The organism is Microbacterium sp. UNCCL10, from assembly GCF_000746195.1.
Lineage (GTDB): Bacteria > Actinomycetota > Actinomycetes > Actinomycetales > Microbacteriaceae > Microbacterium > Microbacterium saccharophilum.
The window spans coordinates 612,424-629,141 of sequence record NZ_JQKT01000007.1 but is presented as its reverse complement, the minus strand read 5'-3'; the positions used below and the strand labels follow the sequence as shown (position 1 = coordinate 629,141).

Annotated in this window: 21 protein-coding genes; 11 read left to right on the top strand and 10 right to left on the bottom strand. The window is 71.0% G+C overall.

What is annotated here, in order from left to right; genetic code table 11:
* Positions 1–35 precede the first annotated feature (35 nt).
* A complete protein-coding gene (locus BR85_RS15830; protein WP_051526127.1) occupies positions 36–542 on the top strand; it encodes an FAD-dependent oxidoreductase in 507 nt (168 codons plus the stop codon).
* On the top strand, positions 521–1,060 hold the full coding sequence (locus tag BR85_RS15825; protein ID WP_051526126.1) for an NAD(P)/FAD-dependent oxidoreductase: 540 nt from the start codon (positions 521–523) through the stop codon (positions 1,058–1,060). Before BR85_RS15830 ends, BR85_RS15825 begins: the two co-directional genes overlap by 22 nt.
* A 7-nt stretch (positions 1,061–1,067) precedes the next feature.
* Here BR85_RS15825 and BR85_RS03180 read toward each other — a convergent pair whose 3' ends face one another.
* The 3 genes from BR85_RS03180 to BR85_RS03170 all read right to left on the bottom strand — a co-directional run bounded on the left by BR85_RS03180 (position 1,068) and on the right by BR85_RS03170 (position 2,366).
* Complete coding sequence (locus BR85_RS03180) at positions 1,068–1,454, bottom strand: MmcQ/YjbR family DNA-binding protein (protein WP_036272187.1); 387 nt, start codon at positions 1,452–1,454, stop codon at positions 1,068–1,070.
* A gap of 29 nt (positions 1,455–1,483) precedes the next feature.
* Complete coding sequence (locus tag BR85_RS03175; protein ID WP_028495219.1) at positions 1,484–1,702, bottom strand: PLDc N-terminal domain-containing protein; 219 nt, start codon at positions 1,700–1,702, stop codon at positions 1,484–1,486.
* 82 nt (positions 1,703–1,784) lie between these two features.
* On the bottom strand, positions 1,785–2,366 hold the full coding sequence (locus BR85_RS03170; protein ID WP_028495218.1) for an IMPACT family protein: 582 nt from the start codon (positions 2,364–2,366) through the stop codon (positions 1,785–1,787).
* Positions 2,367–2,504: 138 nt separating this feature from the next.
* Here BR85_RS03170 and BR85_RS03165 point away from each other — a divergent pair, with 138 nt between their 5' ends.
* Positions 2,505–3,581, top strand: coding sequence for a 2,3-butanediol dehydrogenase (locus BR85_RS03165; RefSeq protein ID WP_028495217.1), 1,077 nt, complete (start codon positions 2,505–2,507; stop codon positions 3,579–3,581).
* A gap of 69 nt (positions 3,582–3,650) precedes the next feature.
* On the opposite strand, the gene ychF is transcribed toward BR85_RS03165, so the two are convergent.
* Positions 3,651–4,724 carry a redox-regulated ATPase YchF gene (gene ychF / locus BR85_RS03160; RefSeq protein ID WP_028495216.1) on the bottom strand — a complete coding sequence of 358 codons (1,074 nt, stop codon included), beginning with the start codon at positions 4,722–4,724 and terminating at the stop codon, positions 3,651–3,653.
* A 71-nt stretch (positions 4,725–4,795) separates the two neighbouring features.
* Positions 4,796–5,548: a class I SAM-dependent methyltransferase gene (locus tag BR85_RS03155; RefSeq protein WP_028495215.1), complete on the bottom strand. Its 753-nt coding sequence runs from the start codon at positions 5,546–5,548 to the stop codon at positions 4,796–4,798.
* A gap of 69 nt (positions 5,549–5,617) precedes the next feature.
* Between BR85_RS03155 and BR85_RS03150 the strand changes: the two genes are divergently transcribed.
* A complete protein-coding gene (locus BR85_RS03150) occupies positions 5,618–6,229 on the top strand; it encodes an exonuclease domain-containing protein (protein WP_036272185.1) in 612 nt (203 codons plus the stop codon).
* 43 nt (positions 6,230–6,272) lie between these two features.
* Positions 6,273–7,595 carry a DNA recombination protein RmuC gene (locus BR85_RS03145; protein ID WP_028495214.1) on the top strand — a complete coding sequence of 441 codons (1,323 nt, stop codon included), beginning with the start codon at positions 6,273–6,275 and terminating at the stop codon, positions 7,593–7,595.
* Here BR85_RS03145 and BR85_RS03140 read toward each other — a convergent pair.
* Positions 7,570–7,761: a hypothetical protein gene (locus BR85_RS03140; protein WP_051526125.1), complete on the bottom strand. Its 192-nt coding sequence runs from the start codon at positions 7,759–7,761 to the stop codon at positions 7,570–7,572. The genes BR85_RS03145 and BR85_RS03140 overlap by 26 nt on opposite strands.
* A gap of 143 nt (positions 7,762–7,904) precedes the next feature.
* Positions 7,905–8,897 carry a class II fructose-bisphosphatase gene (glpX, locus tag BR85_RS03135; RefSeq protein ID WP_028495212.1) on the bottom strand — a complete coding sequence of 331 codons (993 nt, stop codon included), beginning with the start codon at positions 8,895–8,897 and terminating at the stop codon, positions 7,905–7,907.
* Positions 8,898–9,093: 196 nt separating this feature from the next.
* Here glpX and fbaA point away from each other — a divergent pair, with 196 nt between their 5' ends.
* A complete protein-coding gene (fbaA, locus tag BR85_RS03130; RefSeq protein WP_028495211.1) occupies positions 9,094–10,125 on the top strand; it encodes a class II fructose-bisphosphate aldolase in 1,032 nt (343 codons plus the stop codon).
* Positions 10,126–10,182: 57 nt separating this feature from the next.
* Here fbaA and BR85_RS03125 read toward each other — a convergent pair whose 3' ends face one another.
* Genes BR85_RS03125 through BR85_RS03115 form a run of 3 tightly spaced genes read right to left on the bottom strand, consistent with a single transcriptional unit; the run spans position 10,183 to position 12,369 of the window.
* Positions 10,183–10,731: an MOSC domain-containing protein gene (locus BR85_RS03125; RefSeq protein ID WP_028495210.1), complete on the bottom strand. Its 549-nt coding sequence runs from the start codon at positions 10,729–10,731 to the stop codon at positions 10,183–10,185.
* A gap of 34 nt (positions 10,732–10,765) precedes the next feature.
* Entirely contained in the window at positions 10,766–11,320 is a 555-nt protein-coding gene (locus tag BR85_RS03120) for a DUF6264 family protein (protein WP_028495209.1), read from the bottom strand.
* The gene (locus BR85_RS03115) at positions 11,317–12,369 is read right to left on the bottom strand and encodes a 4-hydroxy-3-methylbut-2-enyl diphosphate reductase (protein ID WP_371863051.1); all 1,053 of its coding nucleotides are present in this window, start codon (positions 12,367–12,369) and stop codon (positions 11,317–11,319) included. The genes BR85_RS03120 and BR85_RS03115 overlap by 4 nt, the downstream gene beginning before the upstream one ends.
* 83 nt (positions 12,370–12,452) lie before the next feature.
* On the opposite strand from BR85_RS03115, the gene xseA reads away from it, so the two are divergent.
* From xseA to BR85_RS03090, 5 genes are read left to right on the top strand one after another with little or no spacing between them, the layout of a single operon-like run.
* Complete coding sequence (gene xseA / locus BR85_RS03110; RefSeq protein WP_028495207.1) at positions 12,453–13,763, top strand: exodeoxyribonuclease VII large subunit; 1,311 nt, start codon at positions 12,453–12,455, stop codon at positions 13,761–13,763.
* A gap of 10 nt (positions 13,764–13,773) precedes the next feature.
* Positions 13,774–13,998 (top strand): exodeoxyribonuclease VII small subunit, encoded by a 225-nt coding sequence (locus BR85_RS03105; RefSeq protein WP_028495206.1) that lies wholly within the window; start codon positions 13,774–13,776, stop codon positions 13,996–13,998.
* Entirely contained in the window at positions 13,998–14,624 is a 627-nt protein-coding gene (locus tag BR85_RS03100) for a DUF4245 family protein (protein WP_028495205.1), read from the top strand. Before BR85_RS03105 ends, BR85_RS03100 begins: the two co-directional genes overlap by 1 nt.
* A 35-nt stretch (positions 14,625–14,659) precedes the next feature.
* Positions 14,660–15,274 carry a carbonic anhydrase gene (locus BR85_RS03095; RefSeq protein ID WP_166657795.1) on the top strand — a complete coding sequence of 205 codons (615 nt, stop codon included), beginning with the start codon at positions 14,660–14,662 and terminating at the stop codon, positions 15,272–15,274.
* 49 nt (positions 15,275–15,323) lie between these two features.
* On the top strand, positions 15,324–16,718 hold the full coding sequence (locus BR85_RS03090) for a class II fumarate hydratase (RefSeq protein WP_028495203.1): 1,395 nt from the start codon (positions 15,324–15,326) through the stop codon (positions 16,716–16,718).

Here is a 16,718-nt window from a genome sequence, read left to right as displayed (position 1 = left end):
CGCGCTCGGCGGAGCGGCGACCTACCCTCACCGGCATGGATGATTCCGGCACGACCCCTGCCCGCCGCGTGAACGTCGTCGTGATCGGGGGCGGCAACGGCGGCCTCTCGGTCGCCGGGCGCCTCCGGCGCGCCGGCGTGACGGACATCGTCGTGGTCGAACCGCAGACCGACCACTACTACAAGCCCCTCTTCTCGCATGTCGCCGGCGGCACGGCCCGCGCGAGCGAGGCGGTGCGCCCGCAGGCAGATGTCACGCCACGCGGCGTGGAGTGGGTGCAGGATGCCGTCGCCTCCGTCCTGCCCGAGGGGCCGCCTGCAATACGAGCACCTCATCGTCTCTCCCCCGCCGGTGCCTCCAACTACCTGTTCGACCTCGCCGCGAAGGCATCCCCTCTCCTGCGCGATCTCCGCGCGGGGACGGTCGCCGGGTCGTCCTCCTCGTTCCGGACCCGACGATCTTCGGCATCCCGGAGATCGATGCCGAGCTCGAGCGCAAGGTCGCCGAGTACGGCATCGAGGTGCACACCGCGGCGCGGGTGACCGAGATCGACGCGGAGGCCCGCTCCCTCATCTTCACGACCGGCGCCGGCCACGCGCAGACCATCGCCTATGACGCGCTGCTCGTCGAGCCGCCGCAGTCGGCACCGCCCTTCATCGCGGAGAGCGGGCTCGCGGGCACGGACTCCGGCGGGTTCGTGGACGTCGATGTGCGGACGCTGCGGCACGCGCGGTTCTCGAACGTCTGGGCGCTCGGCGATGCGGCGGGCACGACGAACTCGAAGTCCGGCGGCGCCCTCCGCCCGCAGACGAAGGTGCTCGCCCGGAACCTCGTCGCCGTGCTGCGCGGTCGGGAGCCGGAGGCACGCTACGACGGGTACGGCGTCTGCCCGTTCACGGTCACCCGCTCCACCGCGGTCTTCGCCGAGTTCGACGACCAGCGTCGCCTGACCCCCACCCTGTGGCGCACGTCGTACCGGGAGAGCCGGCGGAACTGGATCATCGACCGCTACGTCTTCCCGCAGGTCTACTGGCACCTGATCCTGCAGGGCCGGGCATGAGGCGGCCTCAGCCCGCCTCGTCGAGCCCGGCGCACAGGTACTTCGGCGCCTGCGAACGCCACGCCTCCGACACGAGCTCGTCGAGATGGTCCGCGTCGATGGCGGCCATGCGGAACGCGATCTTCGGCTCGCCCCAGCCCGTCGTGCGCGGCAGGAAGACCTCGGGCGCCATCTCGCGGAGCGCGAGCGCATCGAGCGGGTCGGCGACCTTCACGCCGACGACGAGCTCCGACGCGATGACGGCGCGGACCCCCTCCGGGATGCTCGGCCACGGGTGGCACTCCCAGGCGTAGAGCTTGCCACGCACGAACCACGCCGCTCCGCCCGTGGTCGTGCGTTCTTCGCTCCCGGGAAGCGTCGCCGCGATGCGCCGGACGTCGTCGAGGGAGGGCATGGTGCCAGCGTAGGTCGCGGCACCGACAGTCAGCGGCGGTGCCGGATGCCGAACACGAAGTACGCGGCCGGCCCGATCCAGTTGACGAGGATCGCCGGGATCCAGGCCGGCTTCGGCCCGCGCACGTCGGCGGCCGAGCGCAGGGCCAGATCCCAGAACGCGAGGAAGGCGAACGCGATCTGCGCGACGCCGATGATGCCGAGCCCGACCTTCGCCGCAGGGGAAAGGTCCGTCTTCTTCGTGGTCATGTCTGTACCTCCGTCGCTGCACGCGCTCCACTCCACGGTAGTGCGCGAGCGACGGCCGTGTGCGGGTTCCGGCGCGAGCGGCTCAGCCGAAGACCGCCCGCCCCAGCGATGCGTCGTTCACGCGCGCGATAAGCGCCGCGGCGCGGTCTTCGGCGACCTGCACGGTCATCCCCGCCTCGGTGCCGTGCTGCACGGCTTCGAGCGTCGCGGCGTGCGCCTCCAGCTCGCGGCGCACCGCCCCCTCGACGGAGTACGGCACCGTGATCCGCACCATCCGCATCCGGATGAGCGGCACGCGGTCGGCGCCCAGTAGCGCCTGCGCCACCGCATCCGTGTAGGCGCGGACAAGCCCGCCCGCGCCGAGCTTCACTCCCCCGAAATAGCGCACGACCGTCGCGAGGACGCCCTCGAGTTCCTGATGCCGCAGCACCTCGAGCATGGGCCGCCCCGCGGTGCCGCTCGGCTCGCCATCGTCGTGGGCCGCCGAGTGCCCGCCTGCCATGAGCGCCCAGCAGACGTGCCGCGCACCCGGGTGCTCGGCGCGCAGCCCGGCGACGCGCGCGACGGCCTGGTCCCGACCGGAGACGGGCTCGACGCATCCGAGGAAGCGACTCCGCTTGACGAGGAGTTCGCTGTGGCCGGGTCCGGTGAGATTGAACGGCATCCTCAGACCTCCTGCCTCACGCCAGAGTACAACCCCGGATGGGACGACCCGCCGAGGTTTAGGCTGGGAACGGCGGACGGGTGAACGAACTCGGAATCGACCGGAGACGCCGTCTTCCGTTCGAGAGAGGAAGAACCCATGAAAGCCGCGAGATATTACGGTCGCGAGGACATTCGCATCGAGGACATCGAGCAGCAGCCGCTGCAGCCCGGCACCGTGCGCATCGACGTCGCCTGGACGGGGATCTGCGGGAGCGACCTGCACGAGTATCTCGACGGTCCGATCTTCGTGCCGCCGGCAGGCCATCCCCACCCGATCTCGGGCGAGTCAGCCCCGATCACCCTCGGACACGAGTTCTCGGGCGTCGTCCGTGAGCTCGGCGAGGGCGTCACCGACCTCGAGGTCGGCCAGCATGTCGTCGTCGAGCCGTACATCATCGATTCCGCAGTCGACACCGGCCCGGAGAGCACGGACTACCACCTGTCGGAGAACATGAACTTCATCGGTCTCGGCGGACGCGGGGGCGGCCTCGCGGAGAACATCGTCGTCGAGCGCCGCTGGGTGCATCCGGTCGACAGCTCTGTTCCGCTGGACGAAGCCGCGCTCATCGAGCCCCTCTCGGTCGCGCACCATGCGGTCATCCGTTCGGGGGCGCGCGCCGGCCAGTGGGCACTCGTCGGAGGTGCCGGCCCGATCGGCCTGCTCACCGCTGCCGTGCTGAAGGCGGAGGGGGTGAACGTCGTCATCTCGGAGATCAGTTCGCTCCGCCGCCAGAAGGCGCTCGATGCCGGTGTCGCCGATGTCGCGCTGAACCCGCTCGAGGTGGACGTGGTGACCGAGGTCAAGCGGCTCACCGACGGTCGCGGCGCGGACGTCGCCTTCGAGGCGACGAGCGTGCAGGCGGTGTTCGACACCCTGCTCGACGCGGTGCGCCCGCAGGGCGTGGTCGTGGTGATCTCGATCTGGGGGCACCCGGCGAGCCTGGACATGCAGAAGCTCGTGCTCAAGGAGATCGACCTCCGCGGCACGATCGCCTACGTGAACGACCACCCCGCCACGATCAAGCTGGTGGAAGACGGCAAGATCGACCTCAAGCCGTTCATCACCGGGAAGATCGGCCTCGACGATCTGGTGTCCAAGGGCTTCGACACGCTGATCCACCACAACGAGACCGCGGTGAAGATCCTCGTCTCGCCCAGCGGAGCCGGTCTCTAGGGCCTCATCGAAGGCCCGGTGCGGGAGCCGGACGCCGGCCCCGCACCGGGCCTTCGCCGATCCGCGGCGTCACACGTTGAAGCGGAACTCCACGACGTCGCCGTCCTGCATGACGTAGTCCTTGCCCTCCAGGCGCGCCTTGCCCTTCGCGCGGGCCTCGACGACCGAGCCGGTCGCGACGAGGTCCTCGAACGAGATGACCTCGGCCTTGATGAAGCCCTTCTCGAAGTCGGTGTGGATGACGCCGGCCGCCTGCGGCGCCTTCCACCCCTTGCCGATCGTCCACGCGCGCGACTCCTTGGGGCCGGCGGTCAGGTACGTCTGCAGGCCGAGGGTGTCGAAGCCGATGCGGGCGAGCTGGTCGAGTCCCGACTCCTCCTGACCCGTGGATGCCAGGAGCTCGGCGGCATCCGCCGGGTCGAGGTCGATGAGCTCCGACTCGATCTTCGCGTCGAGGAACACGGCCTTCGCGGGCGCGACGAGCGACTCCAGCTCGGCCTTTCGCGCGGGATCGGTGAGGACGGCCTCGTCGACGTTGAAGACGAAGATGAACGGCTTCGCCGTCAGCAGGCCCAGCTCCTTGATGGGGGCGAGGTCGAGCGTGGACGCCGACAGCAGCTCGCCGCGCTGCAGCGCGTCGCGCGCGGCGACGGCGGCCTCGAGGACGGACGGGTCGAGCTTGCGGCCCTTGACCTCCTTCTCGTACCGCGTGATCGCCTTCTCGAGCGTCTCGAGGTCGGCCAGCTGCAGCTCGGCGTTGATGGTCTCCATGTCGTTGCGCGGGTTCACGGCGCCCTCGACGTGCACGACGTCGGCGTCGGAGAAGCCGCGGACGACCTGCGCGATGGCATCCGCCTCACGGATGTTCGCGAGGAACTTGTTGCCGAGACCCTCACCCTCGCTCGCGCCGCGCACGATGCCGGCGATGTCGACGAACGAGACGGCGGCGGGCAGGATCCGCTCGCTGCCGAAGATCTCGGCGAGCTTCTCCAGCCGGGGGTCGGGGAGGTTCACGACCCCGATGTTCGGCTCGATCGTCGCGAACGGGTAGTTCGCCGCGAGCACCTGATTCTTGGTCAGGGCGTTGAAGAGCGTCGACTTGCCGACGTTGGGGAGACCGACGATTCCGATGGTAAGAGCCACGGGCATCCAGTCTACGTGGCGGGATCGCGCGGCCCCGCCCCGTCCCTACGGACGGACCGCCCGATCCGTCGCTACGGACGGACCGCCCGATACGCACGGGTCACGTACGGCAGCTCGACGGCGGCATCCCCCACCGCTTCGATGTCGTCGAACAGTTCGGCGATCTCGCGATCGATGCGTGCGCGCTCCTCCGCGCCCGCCGTGATGATGTAGCTCCGCGAGCGCACCATCGCCGTCAGGGTCGCCCGCGTCATCGGGCGGGACCACCGCCACTCCTCCGCCTCGAGCCCGGTGAACGGCGCCGCGACGGGCGGATCGCCCGCCGCGAGCATCTTCTCCGCATTGCTGCCCTGCATGATGGCTGTCAGGCGCGCCACCCAGGGAACGCTCTCGTCGCGGATGTTCCAGATGAGGCCCAGCACGCCGCCGGCGCGCAGCACGCGGGCGACCTCGGCCGAGGCCGCGACGGGCTCCACCCAGTGCCATGCCTGGCCGAGGACGACGGCGTCGACGGACGCCTCCGGGAGCGGGAGCTGCTCGGCCGTGCCGGTGAAGGTCGGCACGCCCCGCACGGCGCCCCGCAGGGCCGCGAGCATCTCGGGGTCGGGATCCACGGCCACCACCTCGGCACCCAGCTCGACGAGCGCGCGCGTGAGCTTCCCGGTCCCCGCGCCCACATCCGCCACGCGCGTCGCCCGTCCGTCCCGGGCGGCGGGCGCCAGCATCCACGTCACGGCGGCGGACGGGTACTCCGGACGGCCCTGCTCGTACGCTCCGGCGGCACGGCCGAACGAGGTCGACATCTCCCGATCGCTGGTCACCATCCGACCCTACGTCGGACGACCTCGGCGCGCCTCCCGGACCGGGCGCCCGACCGGCGCGAGGGTGAAGTCGTGGCCCTGGATTTCACCGCGATCGACTTCGAGACGGCGAACTCCTCCAGCGCCTCGGCCTGCGCCGTCGGGCTCGCCCGGGTCCGTGACGGTCGCATCGTCGCGACGACGGGCTGGCTCATCCGGCCTCCCGCCGGGCACGATCGCTTCTTCGAGCTGAACACCGGCATCCACGGCATCCGGGCGGAGGACGTCGTCGGCGCGAAGACGTGGAGCGAGCAGCTGCCCGATCTCGCCGCGTTCGTCGGCGACGACGTGCTCGTGGCGCACAACGCCGGCTTCGACATGGCCGTCCTCCGGCGCGCCTGCGACGTCACCGGCGACACCGTGGCCCCCTACCGCTACGTCTGCAGCCTGCAGGTCGCCCGCAAGAGCTACGACCTGCCGTCCTACCGGCTCCCCCTCGTCGCCTCCGCCGCCGGCTACCTCGACTTCGCGCACCACGACGCGACAGCCGATGCCGCCGCATGCGCGCACATCATGATCGACGCCGCGCAGCGTGCCGGCGCCGTGGATGTCGTCGAGCTCGCGATGCTGCTGGGCCTGCGCGTCCCGCAGATCCCGGTGCCCGCCGAGGCGCCGGTCCCGGCGCTGCTCCCCGCCGCGGTCTGAGTGTCGCGCGGCCGGTGTCGCACCCCCACGGCATCCTGACGGTATGGATGCCGTCATGTTCACCGTCGTCGCGATCGCGTGCCTGTTCGCCGGGCTGCTCGCGGGCTGGTTCGCCGGCGGCGCGCGCACCGCAGAGCGCTCCGCCGCCGCCCGCGAAACGCTGACTGCGCGCCTCGCCGCCGCCGAGGCGGCGCGCGAGGCCCTGGCTGCGCAGCTGGATCAGCAGCGCGCCCTGCACCGGGAGCTCGGCGCCCAGTCCCGCGCCGACCAGCTGGCGGCCCAGGAGCGGGAGCGGCGCGAGCAGCTGGTGCTGCGGGCCCTCGCGCCCGTCCAGGAGACCCTGCAGACCATGCAGCAGAAGGTCGACGAGCTCGAGCGCGAACGGCAGTCGCAGTACGGGTCCATCGCCGAGCAGCTGCGCCGCGCACAGCAGTCCGACGAGGCCCTGCGGGCGACGACGGAATCGCTCGCCGGCGCGCTGCGCTCGAGCTCCGCGCGCGGCGTCTGGGGCGAGACGCAGCTGCGGCGCATCGTCGAGTCGGCCGGCCTCACGCGCTTCGTGGACTTCGAGACGCAGTCCTCGATCAGCTCGGATGCCGGCGCGGGCCGCCCCGACCTCGTCGTGCGCCTTCCCGGCGACAAGGCGCTCGCGGTCGACGCGAAGGTGCCGCTGGACGCCTACCTCGAGGCGAGCGCCATCCCCGTGACGGCGCAGGGAGAGGAGGGCGCGCGGCGCAAGACGCTCCTGGAGAAGCATGTGAAGGCGGTGCGCGCGCACGTGGACGCGCTCGCGAAGAGGTCGTACTGGGCGGGGCTGCGGTCGAGCCCCGAGTTCGTCGTCTGCTTCATCCCGAGCGAGTCGCTCCTCGCCGCGGCGCTGGAGGAAGACCCGTCACTGCTGGACTACGCGTTCGGGCGTCGCGTGGCGCTCGCTTCGCCGGTGAACCTGTGGGCGGTGCTGAAGACCGTCGCCTACACGTGGACCCAGCAGGACGTCAGCGACGAGGCCCGGACCCTCTTCGAGCTCGGCAACGAGCTGTACCACCGCCTGGGCGGGCTCGCCGGACATGCGGAGGACCTGCGCCGCGCGCTGGAGCGCACGGTCGACAGCTACAACCGGCTCGTCGGGTCGCTCGAGACGCGGGTCCTGGTCAGCGCCCGCCGGTTCCCGGGAATCGATGAGACGAAGCTGGATGCCGTGGCGGCGCCGGCGTTCGTGGAGAAGACGCCGAAGCGCGTGACGGCGCCGGAGCTGACGATGCCCGAGACAACCGTGGAGGAGCCCTCGCTCGTCGCGGATGTGGGCGAACTGCGGGCCCGGCTCGAGGGGGAGGAGGGGCTCAGCCGCCCGGGAAGAAGTTCATGAGACCGACGACGGCGGCCGAGACGACGACGAAAGCACCGATCATCCACCATGCACTGACCTGGTGACCCTCGGGAGCACGGCGGCGCAGCAGGACGTCGGGACGACGCGCCGGGTCGATGGGGACGGTCAGCTGCCCGGTCCTCGGACTGCTCGAAGCTGCGGTCATTAGGTCTCCCGATGTGCATGGACGGCGAACAATGTCGCCGCTGACACGCTGACCATTGTGCCAGAGGCGGATGCACATTCCCTGTGTCGGCACGCAGGCGGTCGTCTCGATCCGATCACGGAACGAGGATCACCGCGTCGGGGCTACAGCCACTTCGACGTGAGGTGCTCCGAGGTGATCCGTCGCATCGTGCCCGAAGCCCCGCGCAGCACGACGCTCTCGGTGAAGAGGTAGTCCGCGCCGGCGCGCCGCACGCCGGCGACGAGCTCGCCGTTGGTGACGCCCGTCGCGACGAAGATCGTGTTGCTGCCCTTCACGAGGTCGTCGGCCTCGTAGACGTGGTCGTCGAGCTTGAGTCCCGCGTCGATCCCGCGCTGCTTCTCCTCGTCGTCCCGCGCCCACAGCCGACCCTGGATGTGCCCGCCGAGCGCCTTGATGGCGCACGCCGTGACGATGCCCTCGGGGCTGCCGCCGATCCCGACGCACATGTCCGTGCGGGCGTTGTAGCGCGCCGCGTTGATCCCACCGGCGACGTCGCCGTCGCTCATGAGACGGGTGCCGGCGCCGGCCTCGCGGATCTCATCGATGAGCTTCGCGTGCCGCGGACGGTTCAGGACGGACACGACGAGCTCATCGACGGGCTTGTCGAGCGCCTTCGCGAGGCGGCGGATGTTCTCCCCGATCGGCAGGCGGATGTCGACGACGCCGACCCCGGCGGGGCCCGTCACGAGCTTGTCCATGTAGAAGACGGCGGACGCGTCGAGCATCGTCCCGCGGTCCGAGACCGCGAGCACCGACAGCGCGTTGTTGCGGCCCTCGGCCGTCAGGGTCGTCCCGTCGATGGGGTCGACGGCGATGTCGCACTGCGGGCCGCGCCCCGTGCCGACATGCTCGCCGTTGTAGAGCATGGGCGCGTTGTCCTTCTCGCCCTCGCCGATCACGATGACGCCGTCGAAGTTCACCGTCGACAGGAACGCACGCATCGCGTCCACGGCGGCACCGTCGGCGAGCTCCTTCTTGCCCCGTCCGATGAACGGAACCGAGCGGATCGCCGCGGCCTCCGTCGCACGCACGAGCTCGAGAGCCAGGTTGCGGTCCGGATGAAGGGGACTCATGTCTGCAGTCAGGCTCACCATGTCGTCAGCCTACGACCCGCCGCGACGCGGAACGGAGGATTCGTGCCCCGCCGGTGCGAAGGATTCGCGATTCTTGCCAGATCGGCAGGACCGCGGCGGGGGTTTGCACGGCTCCCCCGCTGACCCGGGCAACCCCGCTTCGCTAGAGTGACCGTGGAACACCGAACCGCACGCAATGCCCATATGAGGAGCTGACATGCCCGTCGCAACCCCCGATCAGTACGCCGAGATGCTGGACCGCGCGAAGGCCGGTGGCTTCGCGTTCCCGGCGATCAACGCGGCGAGCTCGCAGTCGATCAACGCCGTCCTCCAGGGACTCACCGAGGCCGGATCCGACGGCATCATCCAGGTCACGACCGGCGGCGCCGACTACTTCGCCGGCCACACCGTCAAGGGTCGCGCGCGCGGTGCCATCGCGTTCGCGAAGTTCGCGACCGAGGTCGCCAAGAACTACCCCATCACGGTGGCGCTGCACACCGACCACTGCCCCAAGCCCGCCCTCGAGGACTTCGTCCTGCCGCTCGTCGCGGCATCCGAGGAAGAGGTCAAGGCCGGTCGCGAGCCCCTGTTCCAGTCGCACATGTGGGACGGCTCGGCCGTACCCCTCGACGAGAACGTCGCCATCGCGAAGGACCTGCTCCCCCGCCTGAAGGCCATCAACGCCATCCTCGAGGTCGAGATCGGCGTCGTCGGCGGCGAGGAGGACGGCGTCAAGCACGAAGGCTCCAACGAGGCGCTCTACACGACGACCGCAGACGTCGCGAAGGCCGTCGAGGCGCTCGGCCTCGGCGACCAGGGTCGCTGGATCGCGGCGCTCACGTTCGGCAACGTGCACGGCGTGTACAAGCCCGGCAACGTCAAGCTCCGCCCGGAGCTGCTCGGCGAGATCCAGGCCGGCATCGCCCAGCGGTTCGGCACGGGCGAGAAGCCCCTCGACCTCGTCTTCCACGGCGGCAGCGGCTCGACCCCCGAGGAGATCGCCCTCGCGGTCGCGAACGGCGTCGTGAAGATGAACATCGACACCGACACCCAGTACGCCTTCACGCGCTCGGTGGCGGGCTTCATGTTCCAGAACTACGACGGCGTGCTGAAGGTCGACGGCGAGGTCGGGAACAAGAAGGCCTACGACCCGCGCGCCTGGGGCAAGATCGCCGAGACGGCGATGGCGGCCCGCGTCGTCGAGGCGACGCAGCAGCTCGGCTCGGCGGGGCACTCGATCAGCGCCTGACCCGCACCACCTCGATGCCCCGGCCCCGGCGGTCGGGGCATCGTCGTGTCCGGTCCGCTACGGCGCGCGATAGCCGTCCAGGAGGGCCGGTGCCTCCTCGGGCCGGTGCTCGACGACGATCTCATCGCCCGCCTGCACGGTGCCGCCCTTGACGACCCGCAGGTACGGCCCCGGTCGCTGCGCCGCGAAGAAGCGCTTGACCCAGCCGCGCTGCTCGGCGCCGCCCATCCAGCGCGCGAAGGTCTGGCAGGGGGTGCGCGGCATCGTGACCTCGACCCGCACGACCGCGCCGATCCGCCAGATCTCCCCGATGCGGGCGGCGTTGACGTCGATGCCCGTCGTGCGCAGGTTCTCGCCGAAGAGACCCGGCGGCACATCGCGGCCGAGCTCCCGCTCCCAGTACTCGGCGTCCTCCTGCGCGTACGCGTAGAGCGCCTTGTCGAGTCCTCCGTGGTGCTTGCGGTTCGCCTGCACATCGCTGCGGACGCCGTAGGGTCCGATCCGCACCGGCGTCTCCAGGGGCCGCTTGTCGATCGCGGTCACCCCGTTGGTCCCGCTGTCGGGGTGCAGCCGGTGCACGGCGCACACGGCGAGGAGATGTGCCATCGGATCAGCGCTCCGTCCTGTTCGAGGTCGCGGCTCAGCCGCCGAGGCCGGAGAAGTGCCGGGCGATCGCCGGGTCGCCGAGCAGCGGGACCGTCAGCAGGGAACTCACGGCGAGGAAGGTGACGATCGCGCCGACGAGCGGGATCCACCAGGTCAGCCGGCGACGGGAGAGCGACCGCCACGAGATCAGCGCCGTCAGCACCCACCCGGCCGCGAACACGACCGCGCCGATCGCGCCGAACTGGGCACCCTGCGCCGTGTTGCTGAACTGCTCCTCGATCCCCGCCATCTCCATCCACGCCTCCGCGAACGCCGCGAAATCGAGCAGCTGCGGCACGGCGGTCAGCACCGTCACGAGACCGTAGGCGAGGAGCGCCAGGGTGATGACCCGGTCCGCCGTCCGCGAAGGCCGCGCCGCCGTCGTGGTGGGACGCGGTGTCGGCGGGTGCGGGACGTAGGGGGCTTGGTCAGGCGCGGGCGCCTGCGGCACCGCGGCGGGCTCGGGTCGGCGGATGCGCGCCCGCTGCTCCTCCGGGGTGGCGTACTCGCCGTACTGGGGGCGCGGGCGCGGCTCCTCCGGCGTGCTCACGCCGGGGCCTCTCCCTCGCCTGCACGGCCGCTGACCCGCCCGCCGAGGGCGCGTTCGTCACGGCGCCCGGACGAGTCCTGCCGCAGCTCCTTGGGCAGGGAGAACAGAAGGTCCTCCTCCGCGGTGCGGATCTCCTCGACATCGCGGTAGCCGGCGCCGCCGAGCTCGTCGAGCACTTCGCGCACGAGGACCTCGGGGACCGAGGCGCCCGACGTGACGCCGACGGTCTCGACACCGTCGAGCCAGGACTGCTGGATCTCGTGCGCGTAGTCGACGCGGTACGCCGCCTGCGCGCCGTACTCCAGGGCGACCTCGACGAGCCGGACGCTGTTCGAGGAGTTGGCGGAGCCGACGACGATCACGAGGTCGGCATCCTTCGCGACCTTCTTGATCGCGACCTGACGGTTCTGCGTCGCGTAGCAGATGTCGTCGGACGGCGGATCCTGCAGCTGCGGGAAGCGGACCCGGAGCCGGCGCACCGTCTCCATGGTCTCGTCGACGGACAGCGTGGTCTGCGAGAGCCAGACGACCTTCGAGGGGTCCTTCACCTCGACGACATCGGCGTGATCGGGAGAGTTGACGACCGTGATGTGCTCGGGAGCCTCACCGGCTGTCCCCTCCACCTCTTCGTGGCCGTCGTGCCCGATCAGCAGGATCTCGAAATCGTCCCGTGCGAAGCGGACGGCCTCGCGGTGCACCTTCGTCACGAGCGGGCACGTCGCATCGATCGCCTGCAGTCCGCGGTCGGCGGCGGCCGTCACGACGGCGGGCGAGACCCCGTGGGCGCTGAAGACGACATGCGCGCCCGGCGGCACCTCATCCACCTCTTCGACGAAGATGGCGCCCTGCGCCTCCAGCTCCGTGACGACGTGGATATTGTGGACGATCTGCTTGCGCACGTAGACGGGCGCACCGAACCGCTCGAGCGCCTTCTCCACCGCGATCACCGCCCGGTCCACGCCTGCGCAGTAGCCGCGCGGGGCGGCGAGCAGGATCTTCTTGTGTCCGTTGACGGGGTTATCCTGGAGCCGCCCGCGGGGCCCCGGGATACGGGGCGAAGGCAGACGGACGGCGGTTGTGCTCACACGTCGATTCTACGGATGCCCCGCTGAGCGCGGGCCGAAGGGTGCTCATGACGTCGTTCCAGGCTGCCGCCGGGGAGACCCCGCCGCCGGATGCCGTGCACCCGCGCGACTCGTCACCGCAGACGCCGACGTCGGTCTCGCGTCTCGGCGAGACGGTCCGGGACTTCGTGCAGCGCTGGGGCGCGGTGTGGGTCGAGGGGGAGATCACGGCGTGGAACAAACGCGGCGGTCACGTCTTCGGCCGTCTGAAGGACGCCACCGGCGACGCCTCGATCTCCTTCCGGCTCTGGTCCTCGACGCTGCAGCGCCTCCCCGACGACCTCGCGGTCGGTGATCGCGTCATCGCGTGCGTCAAGGGCGACTACTACGTCAAGAGCGGCGAGTTCAGCTACACCGTCTCCGCGATGCGGCACACGGGGCTCGGCGATCAGCTGGAGCGGCTCGAGCGACTGCGCGCGACACTGCGCGCCGAGGGGTTGTTCGACCCCGCCCGCAAGCGTCCCCTGCCCTTCCTCCCGCACGTCATCGGCCTCATCACGGGCGAACGCAGCGACGCCGAGAAGGACGTGCACCGCAATGCCGAGCTGCGCTGGCCGGAGGTGCGGTTCCGCACCATCCACGCGGCCGTGCAGGGCGACCGGTGCGTCCCGGAGACCCTCGCGGCCCTCGCCGCGCTGGATGCCGATCCCGAGGTCGACGTCATCGTCATCGCGCGCGGCGGCGGCGACCCGCAGACCCTGCTCGGCTTCAGCGACGAACGCCTCCTGCGGGCGGTGGCCGCGGCATCCACCCCCGTCGTCTCGGCCATCGGCCACGAGAACGACCATCCCCTCCTCGACGACGTCGCCGACGTCCGCGCGTCGACCCCGACGGATGCCGCGAAACGGGTCGTGCCGGACGTGTCGGAGCAGCGCGCCCTCGTGCAGCAGCTGCGCAGCCGCGCCCGGACGCGCTTGACGCAGCGCGTCGCGCACGACATCGCCCAGCTCGAGCAGCTGCGCTCCCGTCCGGTCCTCCGCGACCCGGAGTCGATGCTCTCCGCCCGCGCACAGGAGGTGTGGACGCTGCTCAGCCGCGGCCGCGACCAGTCGCGCCGGCGGATGGATGCCGCCACCCGGGCGACGGCGGAGCTGCGCGCGTCGCTGCGGGCGCTCTCCCCCGGTGCGACCCTCGCCCGCGGGTACGCCATCGCGCACATCGGTGACGGCGTCATCCTGCGCGACGCGGCGCAGGCACCGGCGGGTGCGCCGGTCGTCGTGACGGTCGCGCGCGGGTCGTTCGCCGCCCGCTCCGAGGGGGAGGTCGCCGAGTCCGCGACCCCCGCCGCCGTCGACGAGGCGTCCGCGAGGCCGCTCTAGGATGGAAGACATGACCAGCGAAGGCGCCGCCGACGTCTCGAGCCTCACGTTCGAGCAGGCCCGCGACGAGCTCGTGCGCGTTGTCGCCGAGCTCGAGCAGGGCGCTCCGACGCTCGAGGAATCGCTCCTGCTGTGGACGCGCGGAGAAGCCCTCGCGGCCCGCTGCGAAGAGTGGCTGCGCGGCGCCAAGCGCCGCCTCGACGAGTCCCGCCCCGCCGCCGACGTGGTGTCGTGATGGCCACGACACCACGCATCGTGGCCGAGCTGGGCCGCCCCGAGACACCCGAGGAGATCGCCGACCGGAAGGCCGCGTCCTCGCAGGCCTATCGCTCGAGCAAGACGTTCCGGAACCTCATCACCGCGCTCCTCGTGACCCTCGCCGTCGTCGCCGTCATCATCGCCGCGGTCCCCCGCGGGTCACTCGACGAACCGGAGCCCGTCGATGTCGCGGCCGCCGCCGCGCAGGCGCAGGAGCGGGTCGAGCATCCCCTCCTGATCCCGGAGGTGCCGGGCGACTGGCGCGCCAACTCGGCGCGGATGGAGGGCAGCGTGTGGCGCGTCGTGTACGCGCCGGCGACGGGCTTCGTGCGCGTCGCGCAGGGCATCGGCGTCGACGAGACGTGGGTCTCGCAGACGCTCGGCGGCTTCGCGCCCTCGGGTGACATCGCGATCGACGACGTCGACTGGGAGGTCTACGAGATCCCCGCGTCCGCCCGCGCCGACAACATCTCGTACGCCCTCGCGACCCGCGCCGGCGGGGACACCGTCCTCATCTACGGTGCGACCGACGCCGCCACGGCGGCCCGCGCCGCGGAGGGCGTCGCCGACCAGGTCCGCCGACTGCAGGAGGAGACGCCGTGACCGATCGCCCAACCCCCGCCCAGGTGTGGTCCGAGATGCAGCGCGGCAACGCGCGCTTCGTCGCCGGCGAGCCCCGCCACCCTCGTCAGGACGTCGAGCGCCGTCACGAGCTCGCGCACACTCAGACGCCGCGCGCGGCGCTCTTCGGCTGTGCCGACTCGCGCCTGGCGGCTGAGATCATCTTCGACAAGGGTCTCGGCGACCTCTTCGTCATCCGCAACGCCGGCCAGGTGATCTCCGACTCGGTGGTCGGGAGCCTCGAGTACGCCGTCGCCGTGCTCGATGTGCCCCTCATCGTCGTGCTCGGCCATGACGAGTGCGGCGCCGTCCGCGCCGCGATCGACTCGGCATCGCTGGACTCCCCCGATCTGCCGGCCGCCATCTGGCGTCAGATCGCGCCGATCGTCCCTGCCGTTCGCCGCGTGCTGCGCGCGGGGGCGGGCAAGAGCATCACGCCGGAGTCGGTGGATGCCGAGGAGGTCGGCCGCGAGCACCTGCGCGACACCGTGACGGAGCTGCTGCACAGCTCCGAACTGATCAGCGATGCCGTCGCCGCGGGACGCCTCGGCATCGTCGGGGCGAACTACCGCCTCGGCGAGGGCACCGCCGTGCCCGACGTGATGGTCGGCATCGCCGGCTCCGCCGCCTGACCCGCCTTTCCCCACACACCCCACCCCAGGAAACGAGGACGTGACCGCCATGGCCGAGATCGAGTACCGCATCGAGCACGACACGATGGGAGAGGTGCGCGTTCCCAAGGATGCGCTCTACGCCGCCCAGACGCAGCGGGCGGTGGAGAACTTCCCCATCTCGGGCAAGGGCCTGGAGTCGACGCAGATCGCGGCGCTCGCGCGCATCAAGAAGGCCGCGGCCCTCGCGAACAAGGAGCTCGGCACCCTCGACGGCGCCATCGCGGATGCCATCGCCGCCGCCGCCGACGATGTGATCACCGGCCGCTACGACGAGCACTTCCCCGTCGACACGTACCAGACCGGCTCCGGCACGTCGTCGAATATGAACATGAACGAGGTCCTCGCGAACCTCGCGACGCAGAAGCTCGGGGCCCCGGTGCACCCGAACGACCACGTCAACGCGTCCCAGTCCTCCAACGACGTCTTCCCGACCTCCGTGCACATCGCCGTGACGCAGGCCCTCATCGACGACCTCATCCCCGCGCTCGACCACCTCGCCGTGGCACTGGAGGCCAAGGCGGAGCTGTGGAAGGACGCCGTGAAGTCCGGCCGCACGCACCTCATGGACGCCACCCCCGTCACCCTCGGCCAGGAGTTCGGTGGGTACGCCCGCCAGATGCGCCTCGGCATCGAGCGTGTGCAGTCCGTGCTCCCGCGGGTCGGCGAGGTGCCGCTCGGCGGCACGGCCGTCGGCACCGGCATCAACACGCCGCTGGGCTTCCCGCAGAAGGTCATCGCGCTGCTCGCCGCCGAGACCGAGCTGCCCATCACCGAGGCCAAGGACCACTTCGAAGCCCAGGCCAACCGCGACGGCCTCGTCGAGGCGTCCGGCGCCCTCCGCACCATCGCGGTCTCGCTGACCAAGATCAACAACGACATCCGCTGGATGGGATCCGGTCCCAACACCGGTCTCGGTGAGCTGCACATCCCCGACCTGCAGCCGGGCTCCTCGATCATGCCGGGCAAGGTCAACCCCGTCGTCCCCGAGGCGACCCTCATGGTGTGCGCACGCGTGATCGGCAACGACGCGACCGTCGCGTGGGCCGGCGCCTCCGGCTCGTTCGAGCTCAACGTCGCGATCCCCGTCATGGGCACGGCGCTCCTCGAGTCGATCCGCCTCCTCTCCAACGCGATGCGCGTCCTCGCCGACAAGACCGTCGACGGGCTCGAGGCGAACCTCGAGCGCAGCGCCGCGTACGCGGGCATGTCGCCGTCGATCGTGACGCCGCTGAACAAGCTCATCGGCTACGAAGCCGCCGCGAAGATCGCCAAGCACTCGGTCGCCAAGGGCATCACCGTGCGCGAGGCGGTCATCGATCTCGGCTACCTCGAGCGGGGCGACCTGACCGAGGCGCAGCTCGATGAAAAGCTGGATCTGCTCTCGATGACCCACCCTGGTTGA

Coding starts and splice junctions, on each gene's coding strand:
- fbaA (WP_028495211.1), top strand. CDS start 9,094: ATGCCCGTCGCAACCCCCGATCAGTACGCCGAGATGCTGGACCGCGCG.
- BR85_RS03145 (WP_028495214.1), top strand. CDS start 6,273: ATGGATGCCGTCATGTTCACCGTCGTCGCGATCGCGTGCCTGTTCGCC.
- BR85_RS03180 (WP_036272187.1), bottom strand. CDS start 1,454: ATGCCCTCCCTCGACGACGTCCGGCGCATCGCGGCGACGCTTCCCGGG.
- BR85_RS03105 (WP_028495206.1), top strand. CDS start 13,774: ATGACCAGCGAAGGCGCCGCCGACGTCTCGAGCCTCACGTTCGAGCAG.
- xseA (WP_028495207.1), top strand. CDS start 12,453: ATGACGTCGTTCCAGGCTGCCGCCGGGGAGACCCCGCCGCCGGATGCC.
- BR85_RS03140 (WP_051526125.1), bottom strand. CDS start 7,761: ATGACCGCAGCTTCGAGCAGTCCGAGGACCGGGCAGCTGACCGTCCCC.
- BR85_RS03155 (WP_028495215.1), bottom strand. CDS start 5,548: ATGGTGACCAGCGATCGGGAGATGTCGACCTCGTTCGGCCGTGCCGCC.
- BR85_RS03170 (WP_028495218.1), bottom strand. CDS start 2,366: ATGCCGTTCAATCTCACCGGACCCGGCCACAGCGAACTCCTCGTCAAG.
- BR85_RS03175 (WP_028495219.1), bottom strand. CDS start 1,702: ATGACCACGAAGAAGACGGACCTTTCCCCTGCGGCGAAGGTCGGGCTC.
- BR85_RS03125 (WP_028495210.1), bottom strand. CDS start 10,731: ATGGCACATCTCCTCGCCGTGTGCGCCGTGCACCGGCTGCACCCCGAC.
- BR85_RS03095 (WP_166657795.1), top strand. CDS start 14,660: ATGCAGCGCGGCAACGCGCGCTTCGTCGCCGGCGAGCCCCGCCACCCT.
- BR85_RS03090 (WP_028495203.1), top strand. CDS start 15,324: ATGGCCGAGATCGAGTACCGCATCGAGCACGACACGATGGGAGAGGTG.
- BR85_RS15830 (WP_051526127.1), top strand. CDS start 36: ATGGATGATTCCGGCACGACCCCTGCCCGCCGCGTGAACGTCGTCGTG.
- BR85_RS03100 (WP_028495205.1), top strand. CDS start 13,998: ATGGCCACGACACCACGCATCGTGGCCGAGCTGGGCCGCCCCGAGACA.
- glpX (WP_028495212.1), bottom strand. CDS start 8,897: ATGGTGAGCCTGACTGCAGACATGAGTCCCCTTCATCCGGACCGCAAC.
- BR85_RS03165 (WP_028495217.1), top strand. CDS start 2,505: ATGAAAGCCGCGAGATATTACGGTCGCGAGGACATTCGCATCGAGGAC.